We start from the raw sequence: 20,803 nt of genomic DNA, 5'->3' as shown, positions 1-20,803 counted from the left end.
ATCGGTCGGTGCAGGGCCGATCGGTCGCTACTTCACGGTCGCGAACGAAGCCCCCGGTAATGTCGTTTGCGTTCGATTACGATCTGCTCCGTGAACTGACCGAGGCCCGCGGGGTCTCCGGCTATGAGGACCGTGTACGCGGGCTCGTTCGCCGTGAACTCTCGGAGACGACCGATCACGTCGAGACCGACGCGATGGGCAACGTCGTCGCCACCATCGAAGGCGACGCGGATTACTCGGTCGCCGTCGCCGCCCACATGGACGAGATCGGGTTCATGGTTCGCCACGTCACCGAGGATGGCTTCGTTCAGGTCGACCCACTCGGTGGATTCGATGCCCGGGTGCTCCGGGCCCAGCGCGTCACGGTTCACGGCGAAGAGGATCTGACGGGCGTCATCGGCTCGGTCCCCCCACACACGCTCACCGACGAGCAGCGGGAGCGGAACGACGAGGTCTCCGACCTGTTCATCGACCTCGGGCGCGGGGGCGAGGAGGTATCCGAACTCGTGAGCGTCGGCGATCTCGTCACGCTCGATCAGACGACAACTATCCTTGGCGACTGTATTACCGGGAAGGCGCTCGACGACCGCGTCTGCGTCTTCGCGATGATCGAGGCGGCACGCCGGATCGAGGAGCCGGACGTGACGATCCACTTCGCCGCGACGGTCCAGGAGGAAGTGGGGCTTCGCGGCGCGCATGCGCTCGGCGTCGACATCGATCCCGACCTCGCGATCGCTCTGGACGTCACCGTCGCGAACGATGTGCCACAGATCGGCAAGGAGGCCGACGCCGTGACCGAGCTCGGCGCGGGGACGGCGATCAAGCTGAAGGACTCCTCCGTGATCACGAGTCCGAAGGTCCACAGCCGACTCACCAGCGTCGCGGAGACTGAAGGAATCGAGCATCAACACGAGGTGCTTCCCGCTGGCGGCACCGACACCGCCGGTTTCCAGCGGTCGAACGGCGCGAAGCCGGTCGGGGCGATCTCGATCCCGACGCGGTACCTCCACACGGTCACTGAAACGGCGAACGCCGACGACATCGCCGGGACTATCGACCTCTTGACGGCCTTTTTGGAAAGCGAAACCGGCGAGCACGACTACACACTCTAGGCTGCTTGTCACCGTTCCACCGTCGACCGTCGTCGGGTGGTTTCTACACCCTCGCGCTCCGGTGTGACCGGTTCACCGACCCGCGCCAGACCAAACCCGTTTTAAGCGTCGGCGTCAAATCCCGGCCAAGGTAGATATCCATGGAAATGCCACGTCGGTTTAACACCTACTGTCCGAACTGTGACGGTCACCACGAACACGAGGTCGAGAAGGTCCGATCCGGCCGCGCGACCGGCCTGAAGCGCGACGCCCGACAGCGACGCCGTGCGCTCGCGACGATCGGCAACGCGGGCGGGTACTCGAAGGTGCCCGGTGGGGACAAACCCACGAAGAAGACGCACCTGAAGTACCGCTGCTCGGACTGCGGGAAGGCCCACATGCGCGAAGGCTGGCGCGCCGGCCGACTCACCTTCCAGGAGTGATCATGGCCGGAAACTTCTATCGTCTCGCGTGTGGCGACTGTGAGAACGAACAGGTCGTCTTCGGCAAGGCCTCATCGGTCGTGTCGTGTGCGGTCTGTGGCACGACGCTCGCGACCCCGACCGGCGGGGAGGCCGAGCTGCACGGCGAGATCGTCGAAACCGTCGAGGCACGGTAACCGCCTCACCCCCTGTCATGCAGTACAGCGGATGGCCCGAACCCGGCGAACTGGTCGTTGGCGAGGTCGATGAGATCGCCGACTTCGGCGTCTTCGTCGACCTCGACCAGTACGAGAACAAGCGCGGTCTCTGTCACATCAGCGAGGTCGCGTCCGGCTGGATCAAGAACGTGCGCGACCACGTCCGTGAGGGACAGACGGTCGTCGCGAAGGTTCTGGAGGTACAGGAGTCCTCCGAACAGATCGACCTCTCGATCAAGGACGTCAACGAACACCAGCGAAAAGAGACCATTCAGGCGTGGAAGAACGAGCGGAAGGCCGACAACTGGATGCTCATCGCGCTCGGCGAGGACGTCGAGGACGAGCGCTACACGAGCGTCGCGAACGCCATGCTCGTCGAGTACGACTCGCTGTACGACGCATTCGAGACGGCGGCGATCCACGGCGAGGAGGCGCTCGCCGACGTCGACATCGACGAGGAGGCCGTCGAGGCCATCGTCGCCGCCGCCCGCGAGAACGTCTCCGTCCCCTACGTCGACGTGACCGGCTACGTCGACCTCACGTCCGCAGCGTCGGACGGCGTCGACGACATCAAGGCCGCGCTGTCGGCCGCCGAGGGCAACGGGGAAGTCCCCGAGGAGGTCGAGTTGGAGGTCGGCTACGTCGGCTCGCCCGAGTACCGGATCAAGGTCCGTGCGCCCGATTACAAGACCGCCGAGGCCGAACTCGAAGCCGCCGCCGACCGCGCCCGCAAGGCGATCGAGGCCGCGGGCGGGACCGGCGAGTTCCACCGTGAGCGTCGCGAGGACGACGAGTAACCCCGCTTTTCCCCGTACTCCTCGTTTGACCCATGCGCTCACACATTCGCGTCTGTGCCGACCCAAACGCAGCCCACGACCGACCCGTCTACACGCTTCGTGCGGAGTGTCCCGAATGCGGTTCAGCGACCGAAAACAGCGCCCCCGCCCCCTTCGATCCCACGGACCGATACGGCGAGTATCGACGTCGAGTGCGGCGTCGTCGTCGGGAGTAACGCTCGTATCGTCCGGACGCCACCGCCATATGCGACCGTTGCCCCCGACGCGCCTTTTAACAGCACCGGCGTCCTACCGTCGGTATGACCCTCGAAACGCTTGATCCGGACCCGAACCTCGATACGGACGCTTTCGATGACGACGTGCTCGCCGCGCTCGATGCCGAGGCGTACGTCTTTCACGTCTGGGGCGGCGATTGGTGTATCGACTGTCAAGAACAGCTCCCGGCGTTCGGCGCCGCGCTTGCAGCCGCCGGCGTCCCTGCCGACCGGATCGAACGCTATGCGGTGAGCAAAGTCGACGGACGAAAGGAGGGCCCCGGTGTCGAGGAATACGACATCGAGTTCATCCCGACCGTGGTCGTCGAATCCCCCGACGGCGAAGAGATCGTACGGTTCGTCGAGAGTGAAGACGTCCCGATCGCGACCTTCCTCGCCGATCGGTTAGCCGAGATCGAGACGGTCGCCTGAGCGGCGACGTCGGTTCGTCTCTTTTAAGTCGTATTTATATTCCGTTACCCGGAAGCGCTGCGCTTCGACCGTCGAAAACCCGCTCGAACCGTTCGATCCGGTCGAGCGCGTACGACAGCCCGGACGAGAGCGAGCGCTTCCTGACGGGGAGCTCGCGTCGGTAGCCCGCGTTCCGGTCGTGGTGGTAAAATCGCACCGGCCCATTGGGGTCGGTGTTCGATTCCGGAAGGACGATCAGCTCCTGACGCGTCCGATCGTGTCTGAACACGAGGACGTCGGTGAGCGTGTCGTTTCCATACAGCACGATGTCGGATCGGACGGTCCAGCCCGATGGAATCTTCCGAGCGAGTTCGTCGCGGTCGACCGCGTTCCGCATGGTTTCAGCGTCCCTGACGGCATCGAGCGTCCGCTCGTCGGCTTCCCCGAACCAGCCGAGCAGACGCTCATTCATGTTAACACGATACACGACGAGCAAAATAGGCGTATCGGTCCGCGGCTTTCACCCCGTCTACGGCCACGTCCCGCCCTGTTCGTACGCACGGATCACCCGCTGCAGGGCGACGACGTACGCCGCGATCCGGAGGTTCGGGACGTCGTGTTCCTCATAGCAGTCGACGAGTCCCGAGAACGCCTCCGTAATGGCCCGTTCGAGCTCGTCGTTTACGCGCGCTTCGGTCCAATTGAACCGCTGGCGGTTCTGCACCCACTCGAAGTACGAGACCGTCACGCCGCCGGCGTTCGCGATGATGTCCGGCACCACCGTCACGTCACGGTCGGCGAGGACGTCGTCGGCACCGGGCGTAAGCGGGCCGTTGGCCGCCTCGACGATCACGTCCGCACGAACGTCGCCTGCGAGTTCACGGTCGATGGCGTTCTCCAACGCGGCCGGGATGAGGAGGTCGACGTCGAGCAGCAGGACCTCCTCGTTCGTCAGCGATTCGTTGTCCCCAAATCCAGTCACCGAGCCGGTTTCGGCCTTGTGCCGTTTCACCGCCTGTGGATCGATCCCGGCCTGATCGTACACGCCGCCTGATGAGTCGGAGACGGCGACGATCGTCGCGCCGAGTTCATCGAGCAGCGTGGCGGCGACGGAACCGGCGTTGCCGTAGCCCTGCACGGCGACGGTCGCGTCCGAGACGTCCTCGCCGAGCCAGTCGAACACCTCGCGGGCGGTGAGCATGACCGACCGGCCGGTGGCCTCGACGCGTCCCGCGCTGCCGCCGGAATCGAGCGCCTTTCCGGTGATCACGCCGGGTGCGGTCGTGTTCTCCAGCGCCTCGTACGTGTCTTTGATCCAGTTCATCTCGCGCTGGCCGGTGTTTACGTCCGGCGCGGGGATGTCAGTGTCCTCACCGATGAGAGGGCGGAGTTCCTTCGCGTAGGCGCGCGTGAGCCGCTCCAGTTCGGCTTCCGAGTAGTCGGCCGGGTCGATCGCGATTCCGCCTTTCCCACCGCCGTACGGAATGTCGACCACGGCGCATTTATATACCATCCAGCCGGACAGCGCCTTCACCTCCTCACGAGTGACCTTCGGGTGATACCTGATACCGCCCTTATATGGGCCGCGGTCGCCGTTGAACTGTGAGCGGTACGCACGAACGGTCTCCAACGAGCCATCGTCGCGTTCGATGGTCAGGTTGGTCTCGAGGATCCGCTCGGGCGTGGAGAGCCGCCGAACGACGCCCGGATCGACGTCGAGATACGTCGCGGCGTCGGCGACCTGCTCCCGGAGGCTCTCGAACGGATTCTGCGGTTCCGACATACCGAAACCAGCCCGACCTGTCGGGTTAATTGTGTCGATGAGGCCGCCTGACGCCTTGGTGAACCCGCACCCGATCACCGAATCCCGGCGGCCTGCGCCCGATCGAGTATCCGTTCGGCTTGGGCGATCAACGGGGCGTCGATCATCTCGCCGTCGACCTCGAAGACGGCCCGGTCATCGTCGGCTGCATCGTCACGCGCCTCGATCACCGCCTCGGCCCACGCGACCCGTTCCGCCGTCGGCGTGTATGCGTCGTTGATAACCGGGACCTGCGCCGGGTGGATCGCCAGCTTCCCGTCGTACCCGAGCGTCGCCGCGAAGGCGGTCTCCTCACGGAGCCCATCGGTGTCCTCGAAGTCGGTGTAGACGGTGTCGATGGCGTCGATCCCGGCGGCGCTGGCGGCGACGACGACGCGCTCGCGGGCGTACAGTACCTCGGTCCCCTCGGCGGTTCGGGTCGCCCCGAGGTCGGCGGCGAGGTCCTCGGCGCCGAACAGGAGCGCGTCGGTTGGCCCCGCGTCAGCGATGTCGGGGGCCGACAGGACGCCCGCGGCCGTCTCGATCAACGCGAGGACGACGACGTCCAGCCCACGCTCAGCACACATCGCTGCGACCGTTTCGATCCGCTTCGCCGTCTCGACTTTCGGGAGCATCACGGCGTCCAGTCGGATCCCCCCGTCTTCGCCCGCCCCGGATGATCCTGCGTCCTCGCCCGCCCCGGATGATCCTGCGTCCTCGCCCGCCCCGGGTGATCCCCCGACGAGCGCGTCGAGGTCGTCCGCCGGCTCCGCCGTGAGCCGAACGCAGACTTCGGCGTCCGTCGTGAAGCCTGGATCGGCGAGGACCTCACGGACCGTCTCGCGGGCCTCGGCCTTCCGTCCCGGTGCGACCGCGTCCTCGAGGTCGAAACAGACCACGTCCGCGCCCGCGTCGGCCGCCTTCCACAGGAGTTTCGGTCTGTCGCCGGGGGTAAAGAGGAGGCTTCGTCGCGTCATATCGACTCGCTCGCCGGACGGAATATAAAAGCGACGGCGACCCGCCCGCGTCGTCGGTGATCGTGGTCGGCGACAGACTTTTTAAATCGCTGCGGGAGACGCAGACGTGACTGGTCTCTACTACGAGGAGTTCACGGTCGGTGAGACGATCGAACACGAACGGCGGCGGACGATAAGCGAGTCCGACAACCAGCGCTTCTGTGATCTGAGCATGAACCAGCAGCCGTTACACCTCGATGCGGATTTCGCGGGCCGGACACAGTTCGGCGAGCGACTCGTCAACGGCTTATATACGATGGCGCTCGCGGTGGGGCTGTCGATCCCGGAAACGACCGACGGAACGATCGTCGCCAACCTCTCGTATGACGATGTCGAACATCCGAACCCGGTCTTTCACGGCGATACGATCCGCGCGCAGTCGACGGTGACGGAGAAACGGGAGACGAGCGACGGCGAGCGCGGCGTCGTCACGATGCGCGTCGAGGCCTTCAAAATCGTCGACGGCGAGGACGAACTCGTCTGCTCGTTCGACCGGACGGCGCTCTCGCTGAAGCGGGACGGCGACGGGGGTTAAATAGTCGCGTCGGGGGCCGGTCGGTCGCGTTGGGAGCCGACCGGCGGTATTGGACGAGACGGGCCGCGGCAGCTCAGTTCCCCGTCCATCGGAGGACGGCGAGGGTCCCTTCATATAAAACGATCATCGTGAGCGTGACGATGATCGGGGCCATCCCGGTCGGGTCGGGGCTGAAGATGAACGCGATGCCGAGGAACGCCCCCCAGAAGATGAGCCGTTTGTCCTCCAGCCACTGCCGGGTCACGAGGTTCATCATGATGGCGAGCATGATGAAAAGCGGGATCTGAAAGACGATGGCCATGAACGCGAGCATGACGACGATGAGGTTGAACGTCTCCGCGAGCCCGAAGGCGACCACCGCCGCGTCCTCGGTGTAGGTGGTGAAATACGAGAAGATCGCGGGCAACACGAGGAAGTGGGCGAACGCGACGCCGACGCTCCCGAGGACGAGACTCGTTGGGACGGCCGCGAGGTAGTAGCGTCGCTCGTTCTCGTAGAGCCCTGGTTTCATGAACAGGTATGTCTGGTAGACGAACGCCGGGAGCCCGACGACGACGCCGGCGATCCCGGCCACTTTTAACCGGGTGAGCGGCAGTTCCAGCGGGCCGTACAGCCGCGGGCGATTTTCCGTGGGCGCCGGAATGTGATAGTTCCAAAAGTAGTTGATCAACGCGGTCGATTCCGTCACCGCCACGAGCGTCGCAAGCCCGCCGAAGAGGAAGACGATCCCGAGCCGTCGCATCATCTCCTCGATGTGCTGAGCGAGCGGCATCTCCTCGTCCTCCTCGGGACCCTCGATGCCGGTGAACACGTCGTCCTCGTCGTCGTCGGCTTCTTGGTCGTCTTCGGTTTCTTCGTCGTCGTCTCCGGCTTCTTGGTCGTCTTCGGCTTCTTGGTCGTCTTCGGTTTCTTCGTCGTCGTCTCCGGCTTCTTGGTCGTCTTCGGCTTCTTGGTCGTCTTCGGTTTCTTCTTCGTCGCCTCCGTCTCCGGCTTCTTCGTCGCCCTCGTCGTCTACGTTGTCGTCTTCGTCGTCCTCGTCCACTCCGACAGCTTCGCCGTCCGCCTCTTCGGCGTCTCCCGAGATCGGTCGCTCGCCGCCCCCGTCGTCCGCATCGGTCGCCGACTCGCGTTCCGCACCGTCGTCGGCTACGTCGTCTTCGGTGGCCTCCGCGTCGGCGCCGTCGCTGACCTCCACACCTCCGGCATCCGGCGTTTCGGGTTCCGACGGCTCATCACGCGACCGGTCGGAGTCGTCCATTCGTCTTTCACTCGCCACCCGGCCATTATAGGCCTTTTTGGATGCGTTCGAAGAATTCGACCGTCACCCATGGCTCCCCGTTCGCAGTTCATCGCGGCGGATGGCCCGTCGGACGGGTCGGCCGCGGTCGAAAAGGTTGATAACACCGACGGACCTCGGATCGGGCATGGCGAGCGCCCTCGACGAGGATACCCAACGGACCATCGCCGACGGTCGAGAGACCGCGAAGGCGTTTCTGCGGTCGATCCAAAAGGACCTCCAGAAGGTCTTTATCGTCTTCCTCCTGGGCTTTTTGGGGACGTTCTGGGCGCTCCGGATCTACGTCTGGGACTTCCTAAAGGGGGTCACCGAGGCCAACATGACCCCGGAGATCGCCGAGCAGACGGAGGTCATCGCACAGACCCCCTTCGAGGTGATCCTCCTTCAGGCGAAGATCGGGCTCATCATCGGTGCCATCGTGGCGATTCCGCCGCTCATCTACTTCGCACGCGACGAGCTTCGCGGCCGCGGGATGTGGCCGCAGTCCCCGGTTCCGCGGTGGAAACTCGCGCTCATTGGCCTGCTCGCGACCGGCCTCTTCGGCGTCGGGGTCGCTTACGGTGTCTATGCGTTCTTCCCCATCATGTTCTCGTTTTTGGCCGGGTTCGGCCTCGAGGCGGGACTCCAACCCACCTACTCGATCGTGATGTGGACGGAGTTCATCGTCTTCCTCTCGCTGTCGTTCGGGCTGGCCGGGCAGATGCCGCTGCTCGTCACCGGCCTGTCGTACGCCGAGATCGTCCAGTACGAGACGTTCCGGGACAAGTGGCGATACGCGGTCGTCGGCATCTTCGTCTTCGGCGCGCTCTTTTCGCCGCCGGACCCGTTCACCCAGCTGATGTGGGCGTTCCCGCTCATCGCCCTCTACGGGTTCAGCCTCTACCTCGCGAAGGTCGTCGTGACGGCGAAACGGAGCTCCGATCGGATCGACGTCGCGGCCGCGGTTCGGAACCACTGGAACATCGTCGCCGGCCTCGCCGCGCTCGGTGGCGCGCTCGTCTACGGGTTCTACGAGTACGGTGGGCGGACGGGCGCGAACGACCTCCTCGCGTGGGCCGGCAGCGACTGGCGGATCGTTCCCGCCGGGGAGGGATTGGGGCTCGACCCGCTCGTCGCGGTCGGGCTCTACGGGGTCGCGTGGGCCGCCGCGTTCGGCCTGTTGGCGACTCTATGGGCGGTCTACACCGACCTCGATACGACAAGTGCCGGCTCCCAGTACGGCGATCCGACCGCGATCGATCTCGGCGAACTCGACGCCGCGGGGATCCGCTCGGCGCCGGAAGCGGCGTTCGCGGAGCTAACCGAGGACGAGTCCGTCGCGCTCGCGGGGGCGGCACTGGAGGAGGACGACCCCGAGAAGGCGCAGGCGATCCTCGACCGCTACGATGCGATCGCCGAGGACGGCGCAAGCGAGGACGGCGACGACGGGGTGCCGGCGGCCGGCAGCAACGATGAGACGGTCGCGGCCGACGAAGCGGCCGGCTCGGGAGCGGCCGCCTCCGACGGTGATTCCGGGCTCCTCGGCGGCGACATGGGCGATCGGGCGTCCCGCGCGTCCTCCTCGTTCCTCTCGGAGCTGACGGATGACGATGACGCCGAGGACGACATCGGCGGCTACTACAAGGACCTGCGGTTCATCTTCGATTCGCTTCGCTCCCGCTCGTTCCGGATCCTCGTGGTCTTCGGCGGCGTGATGGCGCTCGCGTTCACGTGGCTGTATCTCGGCGGGCTCGCTGCGGTTCGGTCCGACCTCGAGGCTCGTGTCCCGGCGGAGGTCGACGGCGGGATCAGCCTCATCACGCTTCATCCGGTGGAGGCGCTTATCTTCATGGTGAAATTCTCCGTGCTACTGGGGCTGATCGCGGTCTTCCCGGTGCTTTTATATTATGCGTGGCCCGCGCTCCGCGAACGCGGCTTCGTTGCCGGACGTATCCGACAAGTCTACCTCTGGACCGGAGCCCTCTTTGCGGGATTGGTCGGCGGCTTCGCGCTCGGCTACGGCTATATCGCCCCCGCGATCATCGGCTGGCTCGTCACGGACGCCGCGAACGCGGACATGATCATCACCTATCAGGTGAGCGATTTCCTCTGGCTCGTCATCTTCACCACCATCGGGATCGGCTTCCTCGCCGACATCCCGGTGTTGATGGTGCTTTTAAACAACGCCGGGATGCCGTATCAGGCCTTCCGCGGGCGATGGCGTGAGGTGACCGTCGGAATCCTGCTGTTCTCGGCGATCTTTACGCCCGCGGACGTGGTCACCATGTTCCTGATGACGGTTCCCATCATGGCGGCGTATGGCGTCGGCCTCGGGATCCTCTTTGTCCTCACCTTCGGCGGGAAGCGAAACCTCTCGCCACCCGTCGATTTCATCGGACGATAGACGACGCCTTTTGATCACCATCGCTGTTCGTATAAAAGACGTACAGTAACGGGTGTACACCGATGCTCCGTTGTGTGCGGTCGTCGACGTCGATCGGCCGATCAGACAGCGATGGGCCGATCAGACGGCGTCCTCGTCCTGCTCGTCCGTCTCACCGGATCTGGCCGCGCCGACCGTCTCGGCCAACTCGTCGAACAGCGAATCCACGTCGGTCCGTGTCTCGCCGACGATGGCCCCGATCAGCGCGCCGATGCCGGCTCCGGTGCTCGCGGCGTTGCGGCTGATGAGGCCGCCGACCCCGCCACCGATCGCCCCGCCGATGGCGGCGTACCGCGCCCGTCCGAGGGCTCTCGTCGTTCGTCCCCGTACCGTCTCTTGAATCGTTCCGAGCCGTGATTCTTCCATACTGTCATGTCCGACGCGGTCCGACATAAATCCGCCCCCTCTCGATTTTGTCCCTGCTCCGGATCGAGAGCGGCTTTTGGTCCGCGCTTATATTCCTTGGTCACGTGGATACGCTGTGCAACTCGTCAGCGTCGCGGCGCTCGCGGAGAACCACGCCATCGGTCTGGATGGTGAACTCCCGTGGCCCTCCATTCCGGCCGATAAACGACAGTACCGTGCTCGCGTCGCGGATGCCCCGGTGATACTCGGCCGGCGAACCTTCGAGTCGATGCGTGCGGATCCACCCGGCGAGAAACGGATCGTCCTCAGTCGCAGTCTCGGTGCGGTCGACGACCCGAACGCGGTCGTCGTTCCGGACGTCGAGACGGCGATCGGTCGGGCCCGTGAGTTCGTCGCCGCCGGGGCGGAGGGACGCGAAGACGTCGCATACGTTCTCGGCGGGGCGGCGATCTACGAACTCTTTCAGCCGCACGTCGATCGGATGGTGTTGAGCCACGTCCACGGCGAGTACGAGGGCGACACGTTCTATCCTCGCTTCGACGACGCCGAGTGGACGATCGATACCGAAACGGTCCATGACCGGTTCACCCTGCGTGAGTGGCGGCGAATAGGCCGCTGATCGGCTCCGTACCGACTTCGTTCCCTCGGGGCGCCCGTGTTTCTCGACCGTTCACGGGGCACGGATCGGCTGGGCTGCCGGTGTGGCACGAATCGGCAGAGATAGGCTTGTGCGGCGAGTTCATTACCTTACAGTAATGTGCGATGACCAACCCAACGGTGCCGCCGATCGATCTGACCCCGCTGATACCACTACCGTCGGTGGGACCGATGGTGGTTCCGGGGCCGACGAGCAGGGGGATGGCGCTCATCTTCTCGACATCGAGGAACGAGGCGACCCCCGTGAGGGTGACGAGCGGCCGAACGCCGCGGAGGCCCGGGAGCGGCTGTACGCCGTGATGCGTGGAGACGACTCCTTCGAGACCAAAGCCGAACGGGCCATGGCGATCGGTCGGGCGTACCTTGGGGTCGAGAACGGCTATCTGGCACGGATCGACCCGGACGGCGATTACTGGCGGTCGATCGCAAGCACCGATCCGGACGATGGCCAATTCCCAGCGGGAGTGACCTCTTCGCTCGCGGGAACGTACTGTCGCCGGGTTATCGACGGCACGGCGTCGCTCGCGATCCACGACGCTGTCTCCCAGGGGCTTCGCGACGATCCGGTCTATCAGGATCACGGGATCAGTTGCTATCACGGAACGCCGCTGTACGTCGATGACCGTCCCTACGGAACGCTCTGTTTCGTCTCATTCGATCCGCGTGAGGAGGCGTTCACCGACGCGGAGACGATGTTCGCGGAGCTGATCGCGAGGATGCTGGAAGCCGAACTGCTCAGGGAACGCACCGCAGCGCAGGTCGCCCGACTCGATGACTTCGCGAGCGTCGTCTCACACGACCTCCGGAACCCGCTTAACGTCGCACAGGGTCGGATCGCTTTGGAACGCGAGCGGACCGACTCCGGGAACCTCGAGGCGGCAGCCCGGGCGATCGATCGAATGGAGGGGCTTATCGAGGACGTTCTTACGATGGCTCGCGAGGGCGATACCGTCGAGGAGAAGGACCTTCGAACCGTCCAACTGTCGAGCGTCGTCGATGACTGTTGGCGTGCCGTCGAAACGGGTTCGGCGACGGTGACGGTCGGTGACGACGTTCGGTTCCGTGCGGATCCCTCCCGGCTCGCCCGTCTCGTCGAGAACTGCTTTCGGAACGCCGTCGAACACGGCGGGTCGGACGTGACCATTCGGATCGGAGCCCTGAGAGCCGACAATGGGTTTTATATCGAGGACGACGGTCCCGGCATCCCCGAGGACGACCGGGATCGTATCTTCGAGAGCGGCTTTTCCACCGGCACGGCCGGTGCCGGTCTCGGCCTCTCGATCGTGAAGGGCATCGTCGAAGCACACGGCTGGCGGATCACCGTCACCGACGCGAGGGACGGCGGTGCCCGCTTCGAGGTCAGCGACGTGATCGTCATCGAGTAACTCGGCCGAGCGGCCGTCGGAAAATGCACTTTGACCGGCCAGTGCGAATGCACTCTGACCGGCCAGTGCGAATGCACTCTGACCGGCCAGTGCGGGTTATTTTTCACGCGCGGGCGTGGAACGGCGAGCGTCGCCCGGAATCACCCGAGGAGGTAGCGGGCGACGGGGAACCGCTCGACGAGCGGCCGTCCGCCGATCTCGATCTGCTCGATGTAGGCATCCAGCCCGAGGATGCGCCCAGCGCCGAAGGCCGCGACCGTCAGGAAGACGACCGCGTAGATGAGCGTCGAGTCGAACGCGGCGAGCCACTGTCCCTCCCAGTTGCCCAGGTAGAACATGAACATCTGGAGGGCCCCGCCGAAGGCGGCGAGCCGGACGAACACGCCCGCGATGAGCGCGAGGCCGATCAGCACCTGCGTCAACGGCACGAGTACGTTCGCCATCTCGACGAACCACGGGGTCGCCGCCATCGACGCGTAGATCCCGCTCACCGGACTCGCCGGATCCACGTTCGCGAGGTAGCCACTGGCGTCGAACGCCTCCCCGCTTATGAAGGCGTACTTGCCGAGCCCCGCGAACAGCATCATCCCGCCGATGACGGCCCGCAGCGCCACGATGAACAGCGCCGACAGCGAGTGCGCCTTGCCGAACAGCTCTATGCCACCGAACTCCCCGCCGAACTCGTTGCGCGCTTGCGTTGACATGGGTCTTCTCCCTCTGGTTGAACGAACGGCCTGCAGGCACGTATAAACCCCATCGCGTTCCAATGCGGCTGAAATCCGCCGGCCGTCTGACTAAATAATTGAGTCATTTATAAACTTCGGACGAATAGCCGTTCGAGAGCCACCCGAAACCTGCGATACCGCGTGGATGCTCACGACCCCGGGTCCGTTCGGAACTCGAACCGTGCGCCCCCCTCGGTGCCCTCGACGAGCGTTACCTCCCAGCCGTGTGCGGCGACGATCTGGCCGACGATCGCGAGCCCGAACCCCGTGCCACCACCGGTCGTCGTGTAGCCGAACTCGAACGCCTCCTCGCGTCGGTCCGCCGGAATTCCGGGACCGTCATCCTCGATGTAGAAGCCGTTGTCGTTCGGGAGATCACCGACGGTGATCCTCACGGTTCCGTCCTCACGCACCCCGTGTTCGATCGCATTTCGAAAGCAGTTCTCGAAGAGCCGGCCGAGTCGAACGCGATCGGCGTGGATGGTCCGATCGGTCTGTACCTCCAACTCGGCATCGGCGGCGTCGACCGTCCGCCAGCATCGTGCAACGAACTCACGGAGCTCGATCGGATCGGTATCGAGGATCGTTTCCCCCTCTCGCGCCACCGTCAACAGCCGCTCGATCAGCGTTTCCATTCGGTCGTGGGCGTCGTCGATCGCTTCGAACTGATCGGCTAACCCACACGTGCAGCCCTCTCGTGCGAGTTGTAAGCGCCCGCGTGCGACGTTGAGTGGATTGCGGAGGTCGTGGCTCAACACGTCCGCGAAGCGTTCGAGCCGGTCGTTCTGTGCTTCGAGTTCGTCGCGCTGACGAAGGAGTTCCGCTCTCCGTTCGTGGGCTTCGAGAACGGTCTCCACGGTCGTCGCGAGGATCCGTGCCAGCGAGATATCGGATTCCTCGAAGGCGCGTGGCTCAAGCTCGCCGATCGACATGGTCCCGTACGAGCCAAGCGGAAGCACCAACAAGCTTCGAAGACCCGTTCCGGTATCGAGTGCTGACGTCTCCTCGATGTCGTCGTGTATCGTCACCTCACCGCGCTCGTATGCCCGCCAATTGAGGCTGCCGTCGTCCGGTTTAAACGTCCCGCGTTTCGGAAGCACGTCCTCCACGGCGTCGCTCTCGGCGACGGGGATCAATCCACCCACATCGGGATCAAACAGTCGCACCACCGTGATCGGAAATCCGAGAACCTCTTCGGCGGCCGTCACAGTCTGTGCGGCGACCTCGCGTTCCGTCTCCGACTCAATGAGGTCGCGGGTCGCCTCGTGTAACCGGCTCAATCGGCGTTCACGTGTCCGGCGTTGTTCCTCGCGTTTCACGCGATTCATCGCCGTCGTCAACGTTCGTGAGAGGATCCCCGCGAGCGCCTCGTCGGTGTCGTCGAACGCGTTCGGTTCCCGCGCGGAGATCACGAACACGCCGTGCTCGCCGAGGGGATGAATGAGTACGCTTCGTGCCGGCGTCTCCTCTCGAATCCGTTCATCGTGCTCCACGTCGTCCATCCGGGCCGGAGACCCGCTCTCGAAGACGTCCCAGACGAATCTCGCCCGTGTCCCCGGCGCGCTGTCGCGCTCGTACGACGGCGTCGTCTCGAACACCTCCGTGAGTTCCTCCACACCGCTCGCAAGCGAGAGGCGCTCCCCGTCCGCATCCACCAGGTGGATCCCACTCAACGACGCCTCCATGACGTCCGCGGCGGCATCGACCGCGACATCAACCGTCTCCGTGACCGTCGTCGTGTATGAGAGCTTCCGGAGGCGATCTCGGAGCTCGTTGACGCGACGCTCCCGTTCGGTTCGGGCCGTCACGTCGCGGAACGTCGAGATCACTGCCTCGAGATCCCCCTCCGCATCGAGCAGCCCCCGATGGACCCACTCGTAGGTGCGTATGCGTCCATCGGCCGTTCGCGTCGGGACGACCGTCTCAAGCGGGTCGCCGTCGGCCCGGGACACCGCATCACGGTCCGGGAGGACCTGCTGTGTACCCCCCTCGACCTGCTGTTCCGGGTTATCCCCGGTCTCGGTGTCGAGCAAAAACGTCGACAGCGACTCGCCCCGAAGCGCGCGCCGATCCCGTCCGAGCAGCGTCTCCCCTTCCGAATTCGTCCGACGAAGCGTCAACTGGTCGTCCCAGATCGCGGCCCCGACGGGGAGTCGCTCGAACGGTGTCGACCGATCGTTCGAGACCAGCTCCCCGATCCGGTCGGCGAGCCGGTCTCCAAACGGCCGATCGCCGTTCTCCCGTGGAACATAATCCGTGATCCCTTGCCGAAAGGCCGTTACAGCGAGCTTCTCGGAACCCCGCTTCGGAACGAGTACTGTCGGGAGTTCTCCTGGCTCGTCCCGAATGGACTGCTGCACGGCGAGTCCGTCCATCGTCGGCGGGTCGTGTTCGATGACGATCGCGTCGAACGCGTCGTTTTGGAGCCGTTCGGCGGCGTCCGAGCCCGTGGTAACGGTGTGTATCGTCGCCGCTTCGGTGTCTCCCCCAGTCGTGGTCCCTCCAAGTCGCTCCCGTAGGTGATCCGAAAGCCCGTCATTGGACGCTGATCCGGAGACATAGAGAATACACGGGGAGCGATCCATGCATATACAGAACAACCCGCAGTCAAAACGATTTGGATACCGCTTATATACGATCCGTGTCCGCAGCGGTCGGCGCTTATATACGATCCGTGTCCGCAGCGGTCGGTGGTTTCAGAGGGCGTACAACTCGCCGTACTTGCGCTCGACGTACTCGACGAACGCGTCCGCGGTGTACGGCTTGCCGGTCGCCTCCTCGACGAGTTCGTTCGTCTCATATCGGGAGCCGTGCCGGTGAACGTTCTCCGCGAGCCACTCGTGAAGCGGATCGAAGTCGCCCTCGGCGATGGCGCCTTCGAGGTCGTCGATCGCCTCCTCGGCGGCGGCGTACAGCTGTGCGGCCATCACGGAGCCGAGCGAGTACGTCGGGAAGTAGCCGAAATTCCCGTGGCTCCAGTGGATGTCCTGTAGACAGCCTTCCGCGTCGGTCTCCGGGCGAATGCCGAGGTACTCCTCGTACTTGTCGTTCCAGACCTCCGGGACGTCCTCGACGGCGAGGTCCCCACGGACGAGGTCGCGTTCGATCTCGAACCGCACGATGATGTGAAGGTGATAGGTGAGTTCGTCCGCCTCGACCCGAATAAGGTTGTCCTCGTACACCTGATTCGCCGCCTCGTAGGCGTCCTGTACGGTCGCATCGGCGACTTGGGGGAATCGATCCTTCACCGTCGGGAGGAACAGCTCCCAGAACGGCTTGCTCCGTCCGACGTGATTCTCCCAGAGCCGCGACTGCGACTCGTGAACGGAGAGGTCACGGGATTCCCCGAGCGGCGTTCCCCAGTGGTCCTTCGGCAGCCCGAGGTTGTACTGGGCGTGACCGAACTCGTGGATCGTCGAGCCGATCGCTCCGAGCGGATCCGATTCATCGAAGCGGGTCGTCACGCGGCAATCGAACTGGTTCCCCGAGGTGAACGGGTGTGAGGAGACATCGAGCCGACCGCGAGAGAAATCATAGCCGACCAGTTCGAGCGCGTCCCGCGAGAGCGCCTCCTGTTCATCGACCGGGAACGTCCCCTCGAAGGTGTCGACGGCGAGATCGGCGTCGGAGTCACGGATCGCATCGATCATCGGGACGAGCGTCTCGCGAAGCTCCGTGAGGATCGCCTCCGCCCGATCGATCGACAGACAGGGTTCATAATCCGCAAACAACACCGCATACGGGTCGCTGTCGGGATCGATCGCCTCGGCGTACTCGCGTTTGAGTTCGACGTGTCTTTCGAGATGGGGGGCGAAGTGGTCGAAATCGTCCGTCGCCTTCGCCTCCTCCCAGGCGGGAAGCGCCTCGGAACTCGCCTCGGAGATCTCCTCGACCAACTCGACCGGGACCGCCGCAGCCCGCTCGTGTTTCCGTCGGATCTCGCGGACGACCGCCGCCCGCTCGTCGTTCAGATCGGTGTCGGCCAACGCCTCGAGGAGGTCGGCGGTCTCCTCGGCGGTGAGCATGTCGTGTTTGACCGACGAGAGCGCCGAGAGCTGTTTCGATCGGGCAGGCGTGCCACCTTCCGGCATCATCACCTGTTGGTCCCAGCCGAGGACGCCCGCGGCGCTTCCGATCGCGTTCCATCGTCGTGCACGGTCGAGGAGGGCCTCGTACGCTTCGGGAGCGTCCGTCGCGTCGTCAGCCGTGGCTTCCGTTGCCATATCGGATCTGATCCCCACGTCCTTATGAAGGGCGCGGAGACGACGGGGCTCTCGGGACGTTCCGGCGATGCCCTCATGATGTTTCGGCGACGGCTGACGTGAGGGCGGTGATGGTCGACGTGAGCGCGGCGACGGTCGACGTGAGCGCGGCGACGGCCGACGGGAGTGTGGTGGCGATCCGAAGCGAGTCTATTTCCCGCGGGCACGTGTATCGTCTCACGAATGACTACCGAGGAGTTCATCGATCTTCGTTCCGACACCGTCACGAAACCCTCCGACGCGATGCGCGAGGCGGCCCGCAATGCCGACGTCGGTGATGACGTCCATCGTGGTGACCCGACCGTCAACGAACTGGAGCGCCGTGCGGCCGAGTTGGTCGGCATGGAGGCCGCACTCTACGTCCCGTCCGGGACGATGGGCAACCAGATCGCGGTGAACGTTCACACGGAACCGGGTCAGGAAGTCTTACTTGAGCGAGAATCACACATCTACCGGTGGGAGGTCGCGGGTGCATCCTGGATCTCGGGACTCCAACCCCGTACGCTCGACGCCGGCGATCGTTGTGTTCCGACCGGCGACGCCGTCGAGGAGGGGATCGTCGAGGAGGACCTTCATCGACCCGGAACCGGTCTGTTGACGCTCGAAAACACACACAACTATCGCGGGGGCGTGGCCGTTCCGAAGGCGCATCTCGACGAAGCGGCCGCTCCCGCCCACGACGCCGGGGTCCCGGTCCACCTCGATGGCGCCCGCGTGTTCAACGCCGCGGTCGCGCTTGAGGTTCCTATCACCGATCTGCTTGAACGGGTGGATTCCGTCAACTTCTGTCTCTCGAAGGGCCTCGGCGCGCCGGTCGGATCGATCCTCGCGGGCGAGGAGGCGTTCATCGAGGAGGCCCGTCGGATCCGCAAGCTCCTCGGCGGCGGGATGCGGCAGGCGGGGATCATCGCCGCCCCCGGGCTGCTCTCGTTGGAGAACATCGATCGGCTCGCCGAGGATCACGAGAACGCGGCACTGCTCGCCGCCGGACTCGACGAGTTGGACGGGTTTTCGGTGCCGTCGCCGGACACCAACATCGTGCTCGCACACACGGAGGATGCGGATATCACCGCCACGGAACTCGTGGAGGCGTGCGATGCCGTCGGCGTCGGGGCCAGCGAGTTCGACACCTATACGACCCGCTTCACGACCCACTTGGATGTCGACGCCGCCGATATCGACGAGGCGCTCGCCCGGATAACGGAGGCCGTCGAGCCGATGGCGACGGCGTAGGCTGCCACGCGTCGCGTAGACGGTCACGCACCGGCACGCCGATTTCACGCGGACCCGCCTATCGATCCGGGTCGTATCGCTCGCTCGCGCTCGTGAACGACGCCTCCGAACGTTCCCGTGATCGCCGTCGTTCGTGTTCCGCTATCGCCTCCGGGGTCGGGCTCGCGTCGTCGTCGATCCGGGCGATGGATTTGTGCACCTTCGCGTGACACCAACGACAGAGCGTCACCGTGATCTCATGCGGGCCGGCATCGTCCTCCAGGTCGTCGGTTTTGTCCGCGCCGCTCGTGGACGCTTCGTTTGCATCCTGTTCGGTCGACGATGAGGCACCTCCGTACTGAAGATGGTGTTCCTCCAACAGCGGACGCGACTCGTCGTGTGCCATCCGCATCTCCTCGATCCCACAGCGGTAACAGGCGGCTTCGTCGCTCGTGAATCGGTAGTGTGGACAGGCACGCCAGCGGCCCGCCTCGCCGACGTGACAGGCATAGTCGTCCCGCCGCCGCGCCGCAGTGAACGTGGGATCGTTCCCGCCGTATGCAAGCGCGTAGCGGCAGCGGCCGTCGTCGGTGAGGTGGTCACAGACGCCCGCGACCTCGTACGGGTCATCGACCCCGACCGGGGTTCCATCCGGTGTCCGCTCCATACCCGTCACTGGACTCGGAAACGAATCAATCTACGTGCTGCAACATGTGCAGAAAGCAGCAGGATCGATAGACTGAGCAGGTTCTGACCGACGGCGTTGATCCGAATAAATCCGAATTGAAGGTGATCAGTTTATATGTGAACGGGAAGCCAATGTGGGTGTATGAGACGACTGACGCCGACGATGACGGTCGCCCTCGCCGGACTGTTGATCCTTGGCATCGGGGGGGCCGCTATCGGAGGCGTCACGGCCGCGGACGTGTTCGAGACGGACGTCCCGTCCGCAGACGTGGCCGCGACCGACGACAACGCCGCACAGAACGACGACGGGGGACAACATCGCGAGGGGAACGACACCCGCACGAGTCCCGGTGAGCGGCTCTCCGGTGTCGTCGGGGTCGGAGCCGCAGAACTCGACGGCGACGTGGCGTCACGATCCTACGAGTACAGTCTCGGGGAAAACCGAAGCGAGGAGGAGCGCGCGGACGCTATCGCGGAACGCCTGGACCGAAACGCGGAGCGCTTGGACGAGATCGAGGCCCGACAGGAGGAGCTCCGAGAGTTGCGGGAGGCCGGCGAGATCAGTGAAGGCGAGTATCGCTCCCGAATGGCTAGACTGGCAGCCGAGACGACGACAATAGAGCGCACGACGAACCGCAGCGTGAGCGCCGCCGAGAACGTTCCACAAGAACGGTTGGAGGCCCGTGGGATAGATGCCGAGCGGATCGACACCCTCCGAAATCAGGCGAACGAGCTTTCCGGGCCCGAAGTCGCCGAGATCGCCCGTGATATCGCCGGTCCGAATGTCGGCGGCCCGCCGGATCGTCCGGAGCACGCTGGACCGCCCACGGCGAACGAGACACGCGGAGAGGGACCGCCCACGGCGAACGAGACACGCGGAGAGGGACCACCTGAAAACGCGAGCGATCGTGCAGGATCCCCCGACGCGGACGACGATCGCGGCGCGCACAATGTGAGCCAAGGGCCACCTGAAAACGCCAGCGGGTCCGACGATGATCGGGGCGGTGGAAGCTCAGACGATGATCGGGGCGGTGGAAGCTCAGACGATGATCGGGGCGGTGGTCCACCGGATGACATCGGCGGCGGCCCTACCGGTAATGGGGTCAGCGAAAGCGGGGTGAGCAGTGGTCCGATCTGAGGGGCGTCCGCCGTCCATCTTTCACGGCTGTGATCGGGGTGGCGTCGAATGACCACCGGACTCGATCATCGGTTCGTCCTCTCGCCCGTCAGGCGCTGTACGAAGCC

General features: G+C 64.8%; 22 protein-coding genes. 12 read left to right on the top strand and 10 right to left on the bottom strand.

The features are described 5' to 3' along the window. The first annotated feature begins 59 nt into the window (after nt 1–59). The 6 genes from CHB65_RS00225 to CHB65_RS00200 all read left to right on the top strand — a co-directional run bounded on the left by CHB65_RS00225 (nt 60) and on the right by CHB65_RS00200 (nt 3,214). Entirely contained in the window at nt 60–1,112 is a 1,053-nt protein-coding gene (locus tag CHB65_RS00225) for a M42 family metallopeptidase (protein ID WP_089383041.1), read from the top strand. A 140-nt stretch (nt 1,113–1,252) separates the two neighbouring features. Next, nucleotides 1,253–1,534 (top strand): 50S ribosomal protein L44e, encoded by a 282-nt coding sequence (locus CHB65_RS00220; protein WP_089383040.1) that lies wholly within the window; start codon nt 1,253–1,255, stop codon nt 1,532–1,534. A gap of 2 nt (nt 1,535–1,536) precedes the next feature. Next, nucleotides 1,537–1,710 (top strand): 30S ribosomal protein S27e, encoded by a 174-nt coding sequence (locus CHB65_RS00215; RefSeq protein ID WP_089383039.1) that lies wholly within the window; start codon nt 1,537–1,539, stop codon nt 1,708–1,710. A gap of 17 nt (nt 1,711–1,727) precedes the next feature. Continuing rightward, complete coding sequence (locus CHB65_RS00210) at nt 1,728–2,528, top strand: translation initiation factor IF-2 subunit alpha (RefSeq protein WP_089383038.1); 801 nt, start codon at nt 1,728–1,730, stop codon at nt 2,526–2,528. A gap of 32 nt (nt 2,529–2,560) precedes the next feature. After that, a complete protein-coding gene (locus CHB65_RS00205) occupies nt 2,561–2,743 on the top strand; it encodes an RNA-protein complex protein Nop10 (protein ID WP_089383037.1) in 183 nt (60 codons plus the stop codon). 84 nt (nt 2,744–2,827) lie between these two features. Continuing rightward, nucleotides 2,828–3,214, top strand: coding sequence for a thioredoxin family protein (locus CHB65_RS00200; protein ID WP_089383036.1), 387 nt, complete (start codon nt 2,828–2,830; stop codon nt 3,212–3,214). A 34-nt stretch (nt 3,215–3,248) separates the two neighbouring features. On the opposite strand, the gene CHB65_RS00195 is transcribed toward CHB65_RS00200, so the two are convergent. The 3 genes from CHB65_RS00195 to CHB65_RS00185 all read right to left on the bottom strand — a co-directional run bounded on the left by CHB65_RS00195 (nt 3,249) and on the right by CHB65_RS00185 (nt 5,971). After that, nucleotides 3,249–3,665, bottom strand: a complete 417-nt coding sequence (locus CHB65_RS00195; protein WP_089383035.1) for a hypothetical protein — start codon at nt 3,663–3,665, stop codon at nt 3,249–3,251. Nucleotides 3,666–3,722: 57 nt separating this feature from the next. Next, nucleotides 3,723–4,976: a Glu/Leu/Phe/Val family dehydrogenase gene (locus CHB65_RS00190; protein ID WP_089383034.1), complete on the bottom strand. Its 1,254-nt coding sequence runs from the start codon at nt 4,974–4,976 to the stop codon at nt 3,723–3,725. A 74-nt stretch (nt 4,977–5,050) separates the two neighbouring features. Then, nucleotides 5,051–5,971 carry an HpcH/HpaI aldolase/citrate lyase family protein gene (locus CHB65_RS00185; protein WP_089383033.1) on the bottom strand — a complete coding sequence of 307 codons (921 nt, stop codon included), beginning with the start codon at nt 5,969–5,971 and terminating at the stop codon, nt 5,051–5,053. A 106-nt stretch (nt 5,972–6,077) separates the two neighbouring features. Here CHB65_RS00185 and CHB65_RS00180 point away from each other — a divergent pair, with 106 nt between their 5' ends. After that, entirely contained in the window at nt 6,078–6,545 is a 468-nt protein-coding gene (locus tag CHB65_RS00180; protein ID WP_089383032.1) for a MaoC family dehydratase, read from the top strand. Nucleotides 6,546–6,618: 73 nt separating this feature from the next. Here CHB65_RS00180 and tatC read toward each other — a convergent pair whose 3' ends face one another. Continuing rightward, a complete protein-coding gene (tatC, locus tag CHB65_RS00175; RefSeq protein ID WP_089383031.1) occupies nt 6,619–7,803 on the bottom strand; it encodes a twin-arginine translocase subunit TatC in 1,185 nt (394 codons plus the stop codon). 166 nt (nt 7,804–7,969) lie between these two features. On the opposite strand from tatC, the gene CHB65_RS00170 reads away from it, so the two are divergent. Then, nucleotides 7,970–10,225 (top strand): twin-arginine translocase subunit TatC, encoded by a 2,256-nt coding sequence (locus CHB65_RS00170; protein ID WP_089383030.1) that lies wholly within the window; start codon nt 7,970–7,972, stop codon nt 10,223–10,225. 120 nt (nt 10,226–10,345) lie between these two features. On the opposite strand, the gene CHB65_RS00165 is transcribed toward CHB65_RS00170, so the two are convergent. After that, nucleotides 10,346–10,630 carry a hypothetical protein gene (locus tag CHB65_RS00165; protein WP_089383029.1) on the bottom strand — a complete coding sequence of 95 codons (285 nt, stop codon included), beginning with the start codon at nt 10,628–10,630 and terminating at the stop codon, nt 10,346–10,348. A 115-nt stretch (nt 10,631–10,745) separates the two neighbouring features. Here CHB65_RS00165 and CHB65_RS00160 point away from each other — a divergent pair, with 115 nt between their 5' ends. Together CHB65_RS00160 and CHB65_RS00155 are read left to right on the top strand one after the other, a co-directional pair. Next, on the top strand, nt 10,746–11,249 hold the full coding sequence (locus CHB65_RS00160; RefSeq protein ID WP_089383028.1) for a dihydrofolate reductase: 504 nt from the start codon (nt 10,746–10,748) through the stop codon (nt 11,247–11,249). 136 nt (nt 11,250–11,385) lie between these two features. Then, nucleotides 11,386–12,672 (top strand): sensor histidine kinase, encoded by a 1,287-nt coding sequence (locus CHB65_RS00155; RefSeq protein WP_245809875.1) that lies wholly within the window; start codon nt 11,386–11,388, stop codon nt 12,670–12,672. A 140-nt stretch (nt 12,673–12,812) separates the two neighbouring features. Here CHB65_RS00155 and CHB65_RS00150 read toward each other — a convergent pair whose 3' ends face one another. The 4 genes from CHB65_RS00150 to CHB65_RS17210 form a co-directional block, all read right to left on the bottom strand. Next, nucleotides 12,813–13,376: a DoxX family protein gene (locus CHB65_RS00150; RefSeq protein WP_089383027.1), complete on the bottom strand. Its 564-nt coding sequence runs from the start codon at nt 13,374–13,376 to the stop codon at nt 12,813–12,815. Between the two features lie 170 nt (nt 13,377–13,546). Next, nucleotides 13,547–15,982, bottom strand: a complete 2,436-nt coding sequence (locus CHB65_RS00145; protein ID WP_089383026.1) for a GAF domain-containing protein — start codon at nt 15,980–15,982, stop codon at nt 13,547–13,549. A gap of 111 nt (nt 15,983–16,093) precedes the next feature. Then, on the bottom strand, nt 16,094–17,620 hold the full coding sequence (locus CHB65_RS00140) for a carboxypeptidase M32 (RefSeq protein ID WP_089383025.1): 1,527 nt from the start codon (nt 17,618–17,620) through the stop codon (nt 16,094–16,096). A 73-nt stretch (nt 17,621–17,693) separates the two neighbouring features. Next, nucleotides 17,694–17,840, bottom strand: a complete 147-nt coding sequence (locus CHB65_RS17210; RefSeq protein ID WP_179213542.1) for a hypothetical protein — start codon at nt 17,838–17,840, stop codon at nt 17,694–17,696. A 2-nt stretch (nt 17,841–17,842) separates the two neighbouring features. Here CHB65_RS17210 and CHB65_RS00135 point away from each other — a divergent pair, with 2 nt between their 5' ends. Next, entirely contained in the window at nt 17,843–18,892 is a 1,050-nt protein-coding gene (locus tag CHB65_RS00135; protein ID WP_089383024.1) for a threonine aldolase family protein, read from the top strand. A 58-nt stretch (nt 18,893–18,950) separates the two neighbouring features. On the opposite strand, the gene CHB65_RS00130 is transcribed toward CHB65_RS00135, so the two are convergent. Then, nucleotides 18,951–19,538, bottom strand: coding sequence for a DUF7097 family protein (locus tag CHB65_RS00130; RefSeq protein ID WP_089383023.1), 588 nt, complete (start codon nt 19,536–19,538; stop codon nt 18,951–18,953). 162 nt (nt 19,539–19,700) lie between these two features. Between CHB65_RS00130 and CHB65_RS00125 the strand changes: the two genes are divergently transcribed. Continuing rightward, nucleotides 19,701–20,696, top strand: coding sequence for a DUF7096 domain-containing protein (locus CHB65_RS00125; RefSeq protein ID WP_089383022.1), 996 nt, complete (start codon nt 19,701–19,703; stop codon nt 20,694–20,696). The last annotated feature ends 107 nt before the right edge of the window (nt 20,697–20,803 follow it).

It is taken from the genome of Halorubrum vacuolatum (assembly GCF_900188065.1).
Classification (GTDB): domain Archaea; phylum Halobacteriota; class Halobacteria; order Halobacteriales; family Haloferacaceae; genus Halorubrum; species Halorubrum vacuolatum.
Note: the sequence above shows the minus strand (reverse complement) of the source record. Positions and strands in the feature narration are given on the sequence as shown.

Coding starts and splice junctions, on each gene's coding strand:
- CHB65_RS00165 (WP_089383029.1), bottom strand. CDS start 10,630: ATGGAAGAATCACGGCTCGGAACGATTCAAGAGACGGTACGGGGACGA.
- CHB65_RS00225 (WP_089383041.1), top strand. CDS start 60: ATGTCGTTTGCGTTCGATTACGATCTGCTCCGTGAACTGACCGAGGCC.
- CHB65_RS00215 (WP_089383039.1), top strand. CDS start 1,537: ATGGCCGGAAACTTCTATCGTCTCGCGTGTGGCGACTGTGAGAACGAA.
- CHB65_RS00200 (WP_089383036.1), top strand. CDS start 2,828: ATGACCCTCGAAACGCTTGATCCGGACCCGAACCTCGATACGGACGCT.
- CHB65_RS00220 (WP_089383040.1), top strand. CDS start 1,253: ATGGAAATGCCACGTCGGTTTAACACCTACTGTCCGAACTGTGACGGT.
- CHB65_RS00135 (WP_089383024.1), top strand. CDS start 17,843: ATGACTACCGAGGAGTTCATCGATCTTCGTTCCGACACCGTCACGAAA.
- CHB65_RS00185 (WP_089383033.1), bottom strand. CDS start 5,971: ATGACGCGACGAAGCCTCCTCTTTACCCCCGGCGACAGACCGAAACTC.
- tatC (WP_089383031.1), bottom strand. CDS start 7,803: ATGGACGACTCCGACCGGTCGCGTGATGAGCCGTCGGAACCCGAAACG.
- CHB65_RS00130 (WP_089383023.1), bottom strand. CDS start 19,538: ATGGAGCGGACACCGGATGGAACCCCGGTCGGGGTCGATGACCCGTAC.
- CHB65_RS00145 (WP_089383026.1), bottom strand. CDS start 15,982: ATGGATCGCTCCCCGTGTATTCTCTATGTCTCCGGATCAGCGTCCAAT.
- CHB65_RS00195 (WP_089383035.1), bottom strand. CDS start 3,665: ATGAATGAGCGTCTGCTCGGCTGGTTCGGGGAAGCCGACGAGCGGACG.
- CHB65_RS00150 (WP_089383027.1), bottom strand. CDS start 13,376: ATGTCAACGCAAGCGCGCAACGAGTTCGGCGGGGAGTTCGGTGGCATA.
- CHB65_RS00205 (WP_089383037.1), top strand. CDS start 2,561: ATGCGCTCACACATTCGCGTCTGTGCCGACCCAAACGCAGCCCACGAC.
- CHB65_RS00170 (WP_089383030.1), top strand. CDS start 7,970: ATGGCGAGCGCCCTCGACGAGGATACCCAACGGACCATCGCCGACGGT.
- CHB65_RS00140 (WP_089383025.1), bottom strand. CDS start 17,620: ATGGCAACGGAAGCCACGGCTGACGACGCGACGGACGCTCCCGAAGCG.
- CHB65_RS00190 (WP_089383034.1), bottom strand. CDS start 4,976: ATGTCGGAACCGCAGAATCCGTTCGAGAGCCTCCGGGAGCAGGTCGCC.
- CHB65_RS00125 (WP_089383022.1), top strand. CDS start 19,701: ATGAGACGACTGACGCCGACGATGACGGTCGCCCTCGCCGGACTGTTG.
- CHB65_RS00155 (WP_245809875.1), top strand. CDS start 11,386: ATGTGCGATGACCAACCCAACGGTGCCGCCGATCGATCTGACCCCGCT.
- CHB65_RS00210 (WP_089383038.1), top strand. CDS start 1,728: ATGCAGTACAGCGGATGGCCCGAACCCGGCGAACTGGTCGTTGGCGAG.